The organism is Nocardioides sp. NBC_00163 (assembly GCF_045206295.1).
Lineage (GTDB): Bacteria > Actinomycetota > Actinomycetes > Propionibacteriales > Nocardioidaceae > Nocardioides.
Genome location: NZ_CP108155.1, coordinates 3,327,339 through 3,342,139, shown reverse-complemented (window position 1 = coordinate 3,342,139; position 14,801 = coordinate 3,327,339). Strand labels below are relative to the sequence as shown.

Annotated in this window: 13 protein-coding genes; 6 read left to right on the top strand and 7 right to left on the bottom strand. The window is 69.0% G+C overall.

Annotated features, from left to right (window positions below):
* Window positions 1–19: 19 nt before the first annotated feature.
* Window positions 20–1,468 carry a glyceraldehyde-3-phosphate dehydrogenase gene (locus OG801_RS16060; RefSeq protein ID WP_378817907.1) on the top strand — a complete coding sequence of 483 codons (1,449 nt, stop codon included), beginning with the start codon at window positions 20–22 and terminating at the stop codon, window positions 1,466–1,468.
* Between the two features lie 21 nt (window positions 1,469–1,489).
* Here the strand turns inward: OG801_RS16060 and OG801_RS16055 are convergent, their stop codons facing one another.
* From OG801_RS16055 to OG801_RS16040, 4 genes are all read right to left on the bottom strand, one after another.
* Complete coding sequence (locus OG801_RS16055; protein ID WP_406029720.1) at window positions 1,490–2,206, bottom strand: hypothetical protein; 717 nt, start codon at window positions 2,204–2,206, stop codon at window positions 1,490–1,492.
* A 252-nt stretch (window positions 2,207–2,458) separates the two neighbouring features.
* Window positions 2,459–3,208 (bottom strand): amino acid ABC transporter ATP-binding protein, encoded by a 750-nt coding sequence (locus OG801_RS16050; RefSeq protein ID WP_406029718.1) that lies wholly within the window; start codon window positions 3,206–3,208, stop codon window positions 2,459–2,461.
* On the bottom strand, window positions 3,205–4,074 hold the full coding sequence (locus tag OG801_RS16045; RefSeq protein ID WP_406029716.1) for an amino acid ABC transporter permease: 870 nt from the start codon (window positions 4,072–4,074) through the stop codon (window positions 3,205–3,207). The genes OG801_RS16050 and OG801_RS16045 overlap by 4 nt, the downstream gene beginning before the upstream one ends.
* Complete coding sequence (locus tag OG801_RS16040) at window positions 4,071–4,940, bottom strand: ABC transporter substrate-binding protein (protein WP_406029714.1); 870 nt, start codon at window positions 4,938–4,940, stop codon at window positions 4,071–4,073. The genes OG801_RS16045 and OG801_RS16040 overlap by 4 nt, the downstream gene beginning before the upstream one ends.
* 62 nt (window positions 4,941–5,002) lie before the next feature.
* On the opposite strand from OG801_RS16040, the gene OG801_RS16035 reads away from it, so the two are divergent.
* Together OG801_RS16035 and OG801_RS16030 are read left to right on the top strand one after the other, a co-directional pair.
* A complete protein-coding gene (locus tag OG801_RS16035) occupies window positions 5,003–7,003 on the top strand; it encodes an NADPH-dependent 2,4-dienoyl-CoA reductase (protein WP_406029712.1) in 2,001 nt (666 codons plus the stop codon).
* Between the two features lie 10 nt (window positions 7,004–7,013).
* A complete protein-coding gene (locus OG801_RS16030) occupies window positions 7,014–7,433 on the top strand; it encodes an HIT family protein (protein ID WP_406029710.1) in 420 nt (139 codons plus the stop codon).
* Here the strand turns inward: OG801_RS16030 and OG801_RS16025 are convergent, their stop codons facing one another.
* Window positions 7,434–8,654, bottom strand: coding sequence for a glycoside hydrolase family 1 protein (locus OG801_RS16025; protein WP_406029708.1), 1,221 nt, complete (start codon window positions 8,652–8,654; stop codon window positions 7,434–7,436).
* Between the two features lie 45 nt (window positions 8,655–8,699).
* Here OG801_RS16025 and OG801_RS16020 point away from each other — a divergent pair, with 45 nt between their 5' ends.
* The 3 genes from OG801_RS16020 (at window position 8,700) to OG801_RS16010 (ending at window position 11,507) form a co-directional block, all read left to right on the top strand.
* The gene (locus OG801_RS16020) at window positions 8,700–9,392 is read left to right on the top strand and encodes a pirin family protein (protein ID WP_406029706.1); all 693 of its coding nucleotides are present in this window, start codon (window positions 8,700–8,702) and stop codon (window positions 9,390–9,392) included.
* Window positions 9,393–9,474: 82 nt separating this feature from the next.
* A complete protein-coding gene (locus tag OG801_RS16015) occupies window positions 9,475–9,990 on the top strand; it encodes a hypothetical protein (RefSeq protein WP_406029704.1) in 516 nt (171 codons plus the stop codon).
* Window positions 9,991–10,004: 14 nt separating this feature from the next.
* On the top strand, window positions 10,005–11,507 hold the full coding sequence (locus OG801_RS16010; protein ID WP_406029702.1) for a flotillin family protein: 1,503 nt from the start codon (window positions 10,005–10,007) through the stop codon (window positions 11,505–11,507).
* Window positions 11,508–11,767: 260 nt separating this feature from the next.
* On the opposite strand, the gene OG801_RS16005 is transcribed toward OG801_RS16010, so the two are convergent.
* Together OG801_RS16005 and OG801_RS16000 are read right to left on the bottom strand one after the other, a co-directional pair.
* Window positions 11,768–13,567 (bottom strand): penicillin-binding transpeptidase domain-containing protein, encoded by a 1,800-nt coding sequence (locus OG801_RS16005; RefSeq protein WP_406029700.1) that lies wholly within the window; start codon window positions 13,565–13,567, stop codon window positions 11,768–11,770.
* Between the two features lie 196 nt (window positions 13,568–13,763).
* Window positions 13,764–14,786, bottom strand: coding sequence for an SGNH/GDSL hydrolase family protein (locus OG801_RS16000; protein WP_406029698.1), 1,023 nt, complete (start codon window positions 14,784–14,786; stop codon window positions 13,764–13,766).
* Between the last annotated feature and the right edge of the window lie 15 nt (window positions 14,787–14,801).

Genomic DNA, 14,801 nt, shown 5'->3' with positions numbered 1-14,801 from the left:
AGCAACCGAAAGTTGAGCTGTGAGCGACACCGACGAGACCTTCAACGACTGGCAGCACCGCGAGGAGCTCGCGGAGACGATGATCCCGATCATCGGCAAGCTCTACCGCGAGAAGGATGTCACCATCCTGGTCCACAGCCGGTCGCTGGTGAGCAAGTCCGACATCTCGATCCTCAAGGCGCACCGCTTCGCGCGCCAGATCGAGGGCGAGGAGCTCTCGGTCACCGAGACGTTCCCGCTGCTCCAGGCGGTCGCCAAGCTCGACCTCGGTCCCTCGAAGATCGACCTGGGCCTGCTCGCCGTCCAGTACGCCGAGGACGAGCGTGGCCTCTCCGTCGACGACTTCGTCGCCGAGAAGCTGTCCGGCGCCACGGGTGAGAACAAGCTCGAGCGCAACGGCGGCCAGGACGTCGTGCTCTACGGCTTCGGCCGGATCGGCCGGCTCGTCGCCCGGCTCCTCGTCGAGAAGGCCGGCTCGCGCCACGGTCTGCGGCTGAAGGCCGTCGTCGTCCGCAAGGGCGGCGAGGACGACCTCATCAAGCGCGCCTCGCTGCTGCGTCGCGACTCGATCCACGGCCAGTTCGCCGGCACCATCACGGTGGACGAGAAGAACGGCGTGATCATCGCCAACGGCAACCCGATCCAGTTCATCTACTCCAACGACCCGACGACGGTCGACTACACGGCGTACGGCATCAAGGACGCCATCCTGATCGACAACACCGGCAAGTGGCGTGACCGCGAGGGCCTCTCGCAGCACCTGCGCCCGGGCGTCAAGAAGGTCCTGCTGACCGCGCCGGGCAAGGGCGACGTCCCCAACATCGTCCACGGCGTCAACCACCAGACCCTCACCGGCGACGAGTCCGTGATCTCCTGCGCCTCCTGCACGACCAATGCGATCGTGCCGCCGCTGAAGCTGATGGAGGACCGCTTCGGCATCGTGCGCGGGCACGTCGAGACGGTGCACTCGTTCACCAACGACCAGAACCTGCTGGACAACTACCACAAGGCCGACCGCCGTGGCCGCTCCGCACCGCTCAACCTGGTGCTCACCGAGACCGGTGCCGCCTCCGCCGTCGCGAAGGCGCTCCCGGACCTGAAGGCGAAGATCACCGGCAACTCGATCCGCATCCCCACCCCGGACGTCTCGATCGCCATCCTGTCGCTCTCGCTCAAGAGCGAGACCTCGAAGGAAGAGGTCGTCGACTACCTCCGCGAGGCCTCGCTCACCGGCGAGCTGCGTCGCCAGGTGGACTTCACCACCGCCCGCGACGCGGTCTCCTCCGACTTCATCGGCTCGCGCGCCGCCTCGATCGTCGACGGCAACGCGACCATCGTCGACGGGGACTCCGCCATCCTCTACGTCTGGTACGACAACGAGTTCGGCTACTCCTGCCAGGTCGTCCGCACCGTTCAGTCGATCTCCGGTGTCGAGTACCCGACCTTCCCGGCCCCGGCTGCTGTCTGAGGCGCCTGAATCGGAACAGCCCTACGCTGCCCCGTCTCGTCCGATCTGCGGATGAGACGGGGCATCTTGGTCCCAGGCCCGGAGGATGGCGTCGGTGTCGGTCAGGCCGACCTGCGCCACGTCGCGCAGGACCGGGGCGGACCGGAGCCACATCTCGTACTCGAGCCGCTCCTTCTGCTTGTCGGCATCGACCCTGAGCCAGTCGACCTCGCGCAACGGTCCGTTCGTCGGTGCACCCCAGACCGTCACCGCCGGTCCCCGCTCGAGGGGCAGCCAGGTCTCCTTCATCGGGTCGAACCAGTCGCCCGGCGGTTCGACCCGGAACGTACGTGGCGGCGTGCTGCGGTTGGCCGCCGGTGGTGCTCCTTCGTCGTAGGTGTGGCCGGTCACCTCGGCTCCGAACACCACCCAGCTGGCGACCGTCGCGACCAGCGGGAACCGGCCGCCGTCCAGGCAGCCCCAGCGGTCCAGCATCGACCCGAGGAGGGGCGGCACGTACCAGTTGCGTCGCACTATCTCGGCCTGCTCCTCCCAGGTCCGTGAGAGGTTCAGCTTGCGATCGCGACCGAGCCTGACGATGAGCGGCCGGACCGCATCCAACGTCTGATCCGTGCAACGCGGCCGGGCCAACAGCGCGGCCAGCCTGCCGACGTCATAGACGATCGCACTGCCCGCCCTGTGCCCTCGGCCGGCAAGACCGGTGGTCAGGGCTCTGTTCGCCTCGACCTTCCCGATCATGTGCAGCTCGCAGATCCGACGTATCGCCTCGCGCGTCGTGATTCGTGTAGTGGCCCCCATGTGCAGGGACGCTATGAAGGGACGTCGCGCCCGTGCGACCGAAATCAAGATCCTGTGGATAACCCTGTGGAAACCACGTGGGTGGCGGCCGGCCAGGAGGCCGGATCCGTTCCTTTTACAAGACGATGACGCCTTGTGAATCATTCACAAAGCGTCATCGTCTTGTAAAAGGAGCACGCATCGACGTTGTGCTCAGGAACGGACCCGGGCGAGGAAGGCGCGGGTGCGCTCCTCGACAGGGTCGCCGAAGAGCTGCTCAGGCGGACCCTGCTCCAACACACGCCCACCGTCGAGGAAGCAGACCTTGGTGGCGACCTCGCGGGCGAAGGACATCTCGTGGGTGGCGAGCACCAGGGTCGTACCCGCCTCTGCCTCGGCGCGGACGATCTCCAGCACCTCGCCGACGAGCTCGGGGTCGAGGGCGGCGGTGATCTCGTCCAGGAGGAGCAGGCGCGGCTGCGTGCACATCGCGCGCACCAGCGCGACCCGCTGCTGCTGACCTCCCGAGAGGGCGTCGGGATGGGCATCGGCCTTGTCGGCGAGGCCGAACCGGGCCAGCAGGGTCCGCGCCCGATCAGCGGCCTCATCAGCTCGGACGCCATGGACGCGCACCTGCGCCAGCGTGCAGTTGTCGAGCACGGACAGATGCGGGAAGAGGTTGTAGGCCTGGAAGACCATCCCGATCTCGCGGCGAACCGAGCGCGGGTCAACGAGCGGGTCGGAGATCTCCCGGCCGTCGAAGGTGATCACTCCGTCGTCGATAGTCTCGAGCAGGTTCAGGCAGCGCAGCAGGGTCGACTTCCCCGAGCCCGACGCACCGATCAGGCAGACCACGTCATGGTCCCCGACCGACAGGTCGAGACCGTCGAGCACGACCTTCCCGCGATAGGCCTTCCGCAGTCCCTTGGCCTCCAGCAGCCCAGACGTCACCGGCGCAGTCATCGGCCCTGCTCCTTCTCGATCTGTCGCCGCATCAGCCAGTCGGTGAGCCGAGTGAGCGGGACCGCGACGATGAGGAAGTACGCGGCAGCGACCAGCAGCGGCGTGCCGTTGAAGTTGTAGCCCTGGTAGTCCTGGGCCGCCCGGAGCGCCTCGAAGACACCCACCGCCGAGATCAGCGCGGTGTCCTTCTGCAGCGAGACGAGGTCGTTCATGAGCGGCGGTACGACGCGGCGTACGGCCTGTGGAAGGACCACGAAGCGCATCGTCTGTGAGTGGGTCAGCGCCAGCGCTTCGGCCGAGGCGACCTGAGTCGGATGGATCGCCAGGATGCCGGCACGGAAGACCTCGGCGACGTAGGCGCCGTAGCAGAGCACCAGGGCGAACGTGGTCAGCCAGAACAGCGAGCTGGTCACCCCCGACAGCCCCAGCGCCGGGATGCCGATGCCGCAGATGACGACGACCAGGATCGACGGCACCCCGCGAAAGAGATCGGTGTAGCCGGTCGCCAGGAGCCGCAGCGGCGCCAGCCACGGTGAGGTCGTCTGGCGGGCGATCGCGACGAGGGCACCGAGGATGAGTACGCACGGTTCCGCGACCAGGAAGATCCGGATGTTGATCCAGAACCCCTCCGCGATCGCCGCGAACGACTCGCGCGCGTGCGACCAGCTCAGGAAGTAGTCCCGGACCCGCTCCCACCCGGGCGAGGAGAGGACCAACAGCACCAGCCCGACCGCGACCACGGCGGTCACCACCGTGGCGATGGCGGTCTGCTGGAGCCGCTGGCGGCGACGTACGGCCTGTCTTTCGAGTTCCCGCTCGCTGGGTTCCCAGGTCACCTGCGGGCTGGTCACTTCAGACTGCGTCATTTCAAGATTGGCACGGAGACGACGTCGGAGAGCCACTCCTTCTCGAGCGCGGCGAGGGTGCCGTCCTCCTCGAGCGCGGTCAGCGCCTCGTCGATGCAGGACGCCAGTCCGCTGTCCTTCTCGGTCAGCAGGCCGAACTCCTCCGGCTTCTCGCTGCTCTCGAACTGCCCGGTGATCGTGCTGCCCTCGATCTCGGCGGCGGTGATGTAGAACGCGGTCGGCAGGTCGAAGACGAGCGCGTCGACCTGACCGTTGAGCAGCGCCTGCTTCGCCTGGTCGCTGGTGTCGAAGACCAGCGGGTCCGTGCTCGGCTGCACGTCCTCGCGGATCGCGGTGAGCGACGTGGTCGCCGTCTGGGCGCCGAGCTTGAGGTCCTTCAGGTCGGCCAGCGACCCCGCCGCAGCGGCACCATCCTCCATCGTCACGACCGCCTGCGAGGCCGTGTAGTAGCCCTGCGAGAAGTCGACGACGTTCGCCCGCTCGGGCGTGATCGAGATCTGGTTGATGTCGAAGTCGAACTTCTTCTCGCCCGGCGTGTAGGAGGTGTTGAACGCCTGCTTGACCCAGACCACGTCGTCCTTCGCGAAGCCGAGCTGCTCGGCGACGGCGTAGGCGACCGCCGACTCGAAGCCCTTGCCGTTGCTGGGGTCGTTCTCGGAGAACCACGGTTCGTACGCCGGGGAGTCGGTGCCGATGGTCAGCTTGCCGTCCTGCTTCAGCGGCAGGTCGGCGGCCTCGCAGGAGGCCGGTGCGCCGCCGCCGGCGCTGGTCTCGCCCTCGCTTCCGCAGGCAGTCAGCGCCGCGGCGAGAGCGAGCGGAGCGACGGCAAGGGCAGCGAGGCGAGCACGCATGTGCGGAATCGGCATGATCGGAATCGTAAGGGAACGGGCACTGGCCACTTCTTATTACTCATGAGTAGCATACGTCCATGGCGTACGAATCCCTGCTCTCACCGATCACCATCGGGTCGCTCACGCTGCGCAACCGAGTGGTGATGGGGTCGATGCACACCGGCCTCGAGGACCACGTGTGGGACATCCCGAAGCTGGCGGCCTACTTCGCCGAGCGGGCACGCGGCGGCACCGGGCTGATCATCACCGGCGGCTACGCCCCGAACAAGCGCGGCTGGCTCAAGCCGTTCGCGAGCGAGATGAGCTCCCGGCTGCACGCCGCCCAGCACCGCCGGGTCACCGGCGCGGTGCACGAGGAGGGCGGCGCGATCGCGATGCAGGTGCTGCACGCGGGGCGCTATGGCTACACGCCGTTCTCGGTCAGTGCCTCGGCCGTCCAGGCGCCGATCAACCCGTTCAAGCCCGCGGCCCTCTCCGACAAGGCTGTGGACGCGACCGTGAACGACTTCGCCAAGAGCATCTCGCTGGCGAAGAAGGCGGGCTACGACGCGGTCGAGATCATGGGGTCGGAGGGCTACCTGATCAACCAGTTCCTCGCCGAACGGACCAATCAGCGCGAGGACCGCTGGGGTGGCACGGCGACCAACCGGATGCGGTTCCCGGTGGAGATCGTGCGGCGCTCGCGGGAGCTGGTCGGTGACGACTTCCCGATCATCTTCCGGCTCTCGATCCTCGACCTGGTCGAGGACGGCCAGACCTGGGAGGAGACGATCGACCTCGCGTACGCGCTCCAGGACGCCGGCGTCTCGGTCTTCAACACCGGCATCGGCTGGCACGAGGCGCGGGTGCCGACCATCATCACCCAGGTCCCGCGTGGTGCGTGGCTCGACATGACCGCCCGCCTCAAGGCCGAGGTGTCGATCCCGGTCTGCGCCTCCAACCGGATCAACACCCCCGAGCTCGCCGACGGGGCGATCGCCGAGGGCAAGGCCGACCTGGTCTCGATGGCCCGGCCGCTGCTGGCCGACCCCGAGTTCGCCAAGAAGACCGCCGAGGGCCGCACCGACGAGATCAACACCTGCATCGCCTGCAACCAGGCCTGCCTGGACCACGCTTTCGCCAACAAGGCCGCGTCCTGCCTGGTCAACCCGCGCGCTGCGCGCGAGACGACGCTCGTGCTCAGGCCGACCAAGCTCAAGCAGACCGTTGCCGTCGTCGGCGCCGGACCGGCCGGCCTCGCCGCCGCCACCTCGGCCGCCGAGCGCGGCTTCGCGGTGACCCTGTTCGAGAAGTCCTCGCAGCTCGGGGGCCAGTTCCGCCTCGCGATGGCGGTACCCGGCAAGGAGGACTTCAAGGACACGCTGCGCTACTTCACCCGGCGCCTGGAGGTGCTGGGCGTCGAGGTACGTCTCGACACCGAGGCCACCACCGCCGACCTGGAGCCCTTCGACCACGTCATCGTCTCCACCGGCGTGACACCGCGGCTCCCGCGGATCGCCGGCTCCGAGGACGACCGGGTCGTGACGTACGCCGACGTGCTCGCCGGCCGGGTCGTCCCGGGCCGCCGCGTCGCGGTGATCGGCGCCGGCGGCATCGGCGTCGACGTGTCCGCCTGGCTGACCCACCAGCCCGAGACCCTCGAGGAGTGGAAGGCCCGCTGGGGCGTCGGTGACCCGGCGACCTTCCGCGGCGGTCTGACCAGGCCGGTCCTGGAAGCACCGGCTCGCCAGGTGACCCTGCTGCAGCGCAAGTCCACCCCGATCGGCATCGGCCTCGGCAAGACCTCCGGCTGGGCCCACCGCGCCCATCTGAAGCAGGACGGCGTCAAGCAGGTCCGGGGTGCGACGTACGACAAGATCGAGGCCGGCGACGACTCCCTCACCCTCCACTACGCCGTCGACGGCGAGCCCCGCACGCTCGAGGTCGACCACGTGATCCTCTGCGCTGGCCAGGAGTCGGTGCGCGACCTGTGGACCGAGCGGGAGCACTGGCACCTGATCGGCGGGGCCGACGTCGCCGCCGAGCTCGACGCCAAGCGTGCGATCAGGCAGGGCACCGAGGTCGCCGCGGGCTTGTAGCCTGTCCCGCATGAGCGATCCCGACTGCCTGTTCTGCAACATCGTCGCGGGCAACATCCCCTCGACGAAGGTCTACGAGGACGAGGAGACGTACGCCTTCACCGACATCGCCCCGGCGGCCGAAGGTCACACGGTGGTGGTGCCGAAGACGCACACCAAGGACGTCCTCGAGGCCGACCCGGCGGTCTTCGCCGCGACCGCCAAGACCGCCCAGGCGGTCGCGAAGCGGGTGGTCGACGTACTGCAGGCGGACGGGGTCAACGTACTCAACAACTGCGGGCCGGCCGCGTGGCAGACGGTGTTCCACCTGCACTTCCACGTGATCCCGCGCTACACCGACAAGACCAAGGACTCGCTCACACTCCCCTGGGTGCCTCACCCGGGCGACATGGACGCGATCAGGGCCATCGGCGAGAAGCTCGCCTTCTAGTCAGCCCGTCGGGGCGCCCTCGGCGTGCGCGGCGACCATGTCGGCGTACCAGCCGAAGGACCGTTTGGGCGTACGCACCCCGGCGGCGTCGACGTGCACCAGGCCGTACTTCCCGCCCACGCCGTCCTCCCAGTCCTTGCCGGTGAACGGCGCCTCCCAGCCGTCGCGGTCGAGCAGGGTGTAGGCGTAGAAGCCGCGGACGTCGACACCGCGCTCGATGGCGGCCGAGACCGCCTCCAGGTGTGCCTCGAGGTAGTCGATCCGGGCCTGGTCGTCGACCTCGCCGTCGACCATCGGAGCGTCGTACGCAGCACCGCACTCGGTCACCACGATCGGCGGCATCGCGGCGCGATAGCGGGACCGGGTGATGATCAGCCACTCCCGCAGGGCGGTGGGCACCACGCCCCAGCCGGTGTCGGTGGCGGGGTAGCCGACGAGCGGAACCATCCGGAACGGGATGTCGTCGCCCTCGGCGGAGGCGCCGATGCGCTGCGGTGCGAAGAAGTTGACGCCGTAGAAGTCCAGGGGTGAGCGGATCACGGCCATGTCGCCCGGCATCGTGACCTCGTCGGCGAGACCGGCGATGTCACGGGGATAGCGGCCCATCAGCATCGCCTCGAGAGGCACCGCGTTCCAGGCCAGGTCGATGAGCTTCGCCGCGCCGACGTCGGCGGGATCCTCCGAGAGCGGCCAGATCGGCTCATGGTGGTTGGCGCACCCGACCGACTCGACCCCGGCGGCGCGCAGCACCTGCACGCCGCGGCCGTGGGCGAGGAGCAGGTGGTGCATCGCCGCGACGACTCCCCAGCCCGCGCGGCGGCCGGGCGCGATAGTGCCGAGGCCGTAGCCGAGGTAGCCGGCGACGTTGGGATCCTGGACCGGCACCCACTCCGGGACGCGGTCGCCGATCAGGTCCGCGACCGTCTGGGCGTAATCGCCGAACGCGTCGACAGTGGCTCGGTTGAGCCAGCCGCCATCGGCGGCCAACGTCTCCGGCAGCTCGCCGGCGTAGAGCGTGGCCGACGGGCGCAGACCGGCCTCGAGCAGCTCGTCGACCAGGCGGTCGTAGCGAGCGCGGGCATCGGGATCGAAGGCACCGCGCCCACCCGGCTGAAGCTCACGCCAGGAGACCGCGAATCGGTATCCCGGCGCACCGAGACGTTGAAGCAGCGCAACATCCTGCTCGCCCCCCGGCCGGGTGGCGTCTGCAGTGCCGAACACGAAGCCAGTCGGAAACTTGGGAAACGCCACGGCACAATCATGACTGTGACTGCCCAGATCCGCCGAGGAAACGCCCGATTCACGGAACGTCCCCCCGGCCTCCGGCCAGGAAAAATTACCTGGCACACCTACTCATTCGGTTCCCACTACGACCCCGAGCGCGTCGGCTTCGGCCCGATCGTGACCTACGACGAGCACCTGCTGGGCAACGGTGAGGGGTTCGAGACCCATCACCACGCCGGCGTCACGATCGTGACCTGGCCGCTGTCCGGCGAGGTGACCCACACCGACTCGACCGGCGCCACCGGCACCGTCGCCCCGGGCCAGGTCGGCGTCTTCACCACCGGCGACGGTGTCGACCACTCCGAGTTCGCGTCGGCCGCCGGCACCCGGTTCATCCAGGTCTGGATCGCAGGCAGCACCGGCGCGCCGGCGTACGCCGTCCACGACGTCGCCGCCGTCGAAGGCGAGTGGACCGAGGCGGTCCGCCTGGACCAGGGGACGCTGCGGGTCGGCCACGTCGGCACCGCCGGCCCTGCCGAGATCACCCTCCCGGAGGCCGGGCTCCGCCATCTCCACGTCGCCTCCGGGGCGCTCCTGCGCAGCGGGATGGCCGAGCCGCTCACCGCCGGCGACGCCTTCGAGGTGACCGCCGGCGACGATCTGCCGCCGGAGTTCACGATCAGCGCGGGCGTACCGACCGAGCTTCTGCTCTGGACCTTCGACCAGGCCGATTAAAGCGCGGACAGGCAGCATCAGAGGCGGATAAGGTCCGCCTTAGACTGCTGCTCAGTGTGGAGACTCTGCCGAAAGGTTTGGTGTGACGACGTTCCTGATCATCGGAGTCGTCGGGCTGGGCCTCCTGCTGGTGTCGCTGGTGATCGGCGACCTCCTCGACGGCTTCCTCGACGGCGCGCTCGATGCCGACTGGTTCTCGACCGCCGCGATCGGTGGATTCGTGTCCGCCTTCGGGTTCGGCGGCGCGCTCGCCGTCGGCCCACTCGGGACGATCCCGGCCATCGGGATCGGAGCCTTGGGCGGCGCACTCTTCGCTTGGTTCACGCTGTGGCTGACCCGCCTGCTGAAGGAGGATCACACCGATGCCGCGCCCTCGGGGGAGGCCGCCGTCGGCCTGGACGCTGCCGTGATCACCACGATCCCGGCGGACGGGTTCGGCGTGGTGCGGGTCGCCCTCGGGGGCCACACGGTGACCTACAACGCCAAGGCACCCGACACCGACGAGGCGATCACGCCCGGCACCGCGGTGCACGTCACCGGAGTCCTCTCACCGACGGCAGTCACCGTCGCGCCGACGTGGCGCGAGATCACCTCCTGACTGAAGGAATCCTCATGGAACTGCTGGTGCCGATCGCCGGCCTTGTCGTACTTCTCATCCTGCTTCTGCTGCTGGTCACCAGCCGCTACAAGGTCGCCGGTCCCAACCAGGCCTTCATCGTCACCGGCCGCAAGGGCAAGGCGGTGCTCAACCCCGAGACCGGCCAGCTCACCACCGACCTGTCGGGTCAGAAGGTCGTGCTCGGCGGCGGCGTCTTCGTGGTGCCGTTCGTCCAGAAGCTGGCGACCATGGACCTCTCCTCGCGCCGGATCTCCGTCCAGATCCGCGGCGCGGTCTCCGGGCAGGGCATCAAGCTCAACCTCGAGGGTGTCGCGATCGTGAAGGTGGGCGGCAACGCCGACCAGATCCGGCTGTCCGCACAGCGCTTCCTCTCCCAGCAGGAGGAGATCGAGCCCTTCACGCAGGAGGTGCTCGCCGGCGCGCTGCGCTCGATCGTCGGCGGTCTGACCGTCGAGCAGATCATCCGTGACCGGGCCGCGTTCGCCCAGCGGGTCGCCGACGAGTCCGAGTCGTCGCTCACCGGCCAGGGCCTGATCCTGGACACCTTCCAGATCCAGGACGTCACCGACGACGGCTCCTACCTCGCCAACCTGGGCCGCCCCGAGGCCGCCCGCATCACCCAGGCCGCCTCGATCGCCGAGGCCGAGGCCCGTCGTGCCGCCGAGCAGGCCCGGATCAAGGCCGAGGAGGAGATCGCGGTCGCCCAGCGCGCGCTCGCGCTCAAGCAGGCCGAGATCAAGGCCGAGACCGACGCGGCCACCGCCAACGCCGCCGCCTCCGGCCCGCTGGCCCAGGCCGATCGCGACCAGGCCATCCTCACCGAGCAGGAGAAGGTCGCCGTACGCCAGGCGGCGCTGACCGAGCGACAGCTCGAGACGCAGGTGCGCAAGCCCGCCGACGCGGAGCGCTACCGCGTCGAGCAGGAGGCGGAGGGGCGCCGCAGCTCCGAGATCGCCGCCGCGGAGGCCCGCAAGGCGGCCACCATCGCCGCTGCCGAGGCCGACGCCGAGCAGGCCCGACTCTCCGGCGAGGCTGAGAAGGCCCGCCGTGCCGCTCTGGCCGAGGCGGAGGCCATCGAGGGCGCCCGGCGCGGTGACGCGCAGAAGTCGCTGCGTCTGGCCGGCGCCGAGGCCACCCGGGCCGAGGGTGAGGCGAGCGCTGCCGCCACCCTGGCCGTCGGTCACGCCGAGGCCGAGGCGATGGACAAGCGCGCCGCGGCGTTCGCGTCCTACAACGACGCCGCCGTGCTGCAGATGCTCATCGAGGTCCTGCCCCAGGTCGCCAGGGAGGTCGCCGCGCCGATCAGCGCCATCGACAACCTGACCGTGCTCTCCACCGAGGGCGCCGGCGCCATCCCGAAGCAGGTCAACGACAACGTCATCCAGACCCTCAACATGCTCAAGACCACGACCGGTGTCGACCTCGGCGCGATGCTCCGCAAGGCCGCCGACTCGACCTCGGCGAACGGCACCGTGGAGATCCCGGCCGGGCAGTGACCGATCCACACGTTGCTAACACCCGGTCACAGATCCGGTAGAAAAGCGACATAGACGTGACAGCCAGGAACAAGTCTGGTTATGTATCCACGTCGACGTAGGGAGGGAGCACTCCAAACCTCGACCGGGCCTCGCGGCCGAAAGGCCGCCAGGCTCGCCCCTTGAGCTTCTCTACTGTTCCCCCCGTCGGTAGAGAAGCACCGAGGGAAATTGAATGTGGCCCGGCCTCACGGCCGGGCCACATCTTATTTTGCCGGTCCTCAGCGCTCGTTGACCATCCGCAGGAATGCCTCGACGAGCGGGCCCGAGGTGGCGGCGCCGTTCTCGCCCTCGTCGACGTACACGGCCACGGCCAGGTCGCCCTGCGCCGCGATCATCCAGGTGTGCGTGAGGCGCTTGCCGTTGCGGTCGAACTCGGCCGTGCCGGTCTTGGCGATCACCGGCTTGCCCGGTACGTCGGCCAGGCCGCTGCCGGTGCCGTCGGTGGCCACACCCCGGAAGATCGTACGCAGCTGCTCGGCCTCGTCGGCGGCGAGCGGCTCGACGCCCGACGGCTTGGCGACCTGGCCCTCGACCAGGGTCGGGACCACGGTGTGACCGGCCTGGATGGAGCCGATGACGGCGGCCATCACGAGCGGCGAGGCGAGCACCTTGCCCTGTCCGATCAGGTCGGCGGCGTGCTCGGTCTCGCCCGCGGGCTCGGGGATCTGGCCGAAGTAGGAGGTGAAGCCGGCGTCGCGGTCGATGCCGAAGCCCAGCGAGGCGGCGGCCGAGGCGATCTCGGCGTGGCCGACCTCGCCGGCCGCGCCGACCATGGCGGTGTTGCAGGACTCGGCGACGGCGTGGGCGAGGGTGATCTCGCCGAGGGCCGACTTCGGGTACCAGGAGTCGTTCTTGAAGGTCTTGCCGTCGATGGTGGCCTTGGCCGGGCATGTGACCTGACTCTTGGCGTTGAGCCCCTTGCGCAGCAGGGCCAGCGTGGTCGCTGCCTTGAAGGTCGAGCCCGGCGCCGCCTGGCCGTAGGTGGCCAGGTTCATCTTGTTGTCCTCGCCGTTGGCGGCGACCAGCAGGGCACCGTCGCTGGGGCGGATCGCGACCAGGGCGCTCTCGGGCTTGACGCGCTTCAGGATCTTCTCGGCGTTCTTCTGCAGCCGCTCGTCGAGGGTGACGGTCAGCGACTTCCCGTCGATCGGGTCGGTGCTGTAGAGCCGCTTGAGGACCTCGCCCTCGTCGCCGAGCACCGCGACCTGCAGCCCGGGCTTCCCGCGCAGCTGCTCGTCGTAGCGCGCCTGCAACCCGGAGAGACCGGCAAGATCACCCGGGAGGTAGGTACCGGGCTTCTTCTTCATCATCTCCGCCGTGACCTCACCGACGATGCCGACAACCGGCGAGGCGAACTCCTTGGTCGGGCCGAGCGGGAGGGTCCGGTTGAGCATCGCCGCGCCCTTGATCTTGGCGATCTTCGCGGCCTTGGCCTTCGTCATCATCGGCTTGCGGATCGAGAGCGCCTCGACGAACGCCTTGTCACCGGCCGCCTTGACGCGCTTGGCGTAGCGCTTCGGGTTGATGCCGACGATCGTGGCGACGTCGCGGGCGGCCGCGGGGGCCGCGACCGGGTCGATCAGCGTCTTGTCGATGCCGACCGTGACGACCGGTCGATCCGCGACCAGGGTCGCTCCGGACGTACTCAGGATCTCGCCGCGCTGCTGCTGGACGGTCTCGACGTGGAGGCTGCGTCCTTCGGCGAGCGTCGGGGCGACGACCGTCGGCTCCCAGACGAACTCCCACGTGTCGTCGGTCTTGCGGAGCTCGACCTCCGACTCGTAGGTCCACCGGCCGCCCGGCAGTCCCCACGCCCAGGTGAGCGTCGACTTCGCACTGTCGGTGCCGTGGCCGGAGAAGACCGGCTTGGTCGCGGACACGTCGGGGGCGCCCAGCTTGCCGAACAGGTTGCCCGTCAGATTGCTGTAGTCGGTGGCGACGACAGCGGGATCGGTCTTCGCCACGAAGTCGACCTTCGTGAAGGTGCCGGTCTCCAGTGCCGTGGTCAGGCTCGACATGCTCGGAGTCGGGTCCTTGGCCCCACCACATGCGGCAAGCAGCGGTAAGGCAACAGCAAGGGCCGCTATGCCCCGGGAGACTCGCATGGAACGGTTCTATCAGCCTGGCCCCCAAGATTGGGTTACACCCTTCCAACGCGGAGGTTGTGAAGCCGAGCGCGCCCGGTGGACACGCCCGGCTTCACCACCACCTGGATCAGTGCGTCGCCAGCCAGGCGTCCAGGTCGACGCCGCGCTGGTCGGCGAGCTTCTCCAGACGCTCACGGGTCGGCGGCTGGAACACCTTCGGCTCGATGTGGCGGTCGAGAGCGGCGTACTTCCTCTGCTTGGCAGCCTGCGCGGGACCGGTCGCCTCAGCCGCGGCGATCACGCCTGGGGTCGCCGTGACCGCGGCGCCGGTGAGCGGCGAGCTCACCAGAGGGGTACAGCCGTCACGATGGCCGGCGGCGTTGGCGTGGTACGACTCCTCGATCGGGTTGGAGAGCCCGTTGATCCACTCGACGTCGTCGCAGACCGCGTGTCCGGTGAACCGGCTGATCGGGTTGACGTAGCTGAATCCGGCGGCGCTCGCCCGCGAGGCTGTGGTGTTGTTCAGGAGCACCGCGGTGTCGTTGAGGATCGCCTCGTCCTGCGGGCTGAACCAAGTGAGCGCGTTGCAGTCCTCGCCCATGAACAGCTTCGGGTAGCCCACGACCACCACCTTCGCGTTGGGAGCGGCCGTCCGGATCCTTGAGTAGAGCGTCCCGAGGCTGGCCGGGAGCGTGTTGCGGATGTAGTTCTGCGCACCCGCGACGGCTCCCGCGCAGTCGCTCGCCCAGGCGGGGAGAGCGCACTCGGTGATCACGTCGGCGAAGCCGGCGTCGTTGCCACCGACGGAGATGGTCACGTAACGGGTCGAGGTGGACAGCGCGCTGAGCTGGCTGTTGGTGACGTCGGCGACGACCGCGCCCGAGCAGGCGCGGAAGTTGAGGCTGTAGCTCTTCGCCGCGGCGACCAGGCTCGGGTACGCCAGGGTCGACCGCATGCATCCGCTGCCGTCGTTGATGTAGCTGCGGGTGCCGACTCCTGAGGAGTAGGAGTCGCCTAGTGCGACGTAAGGCTCCCCAGCCGCGTCGGCTGGGGAGCCTGGGGCGACGGCGAGGCCGGCGCCGAGAAGGGCGATGGATGTGAGGGAGACCGCGAGGCGGACTTTGGACAGGCGGAAGATCAAACCGTTCATGGCAACTCCCGAAAG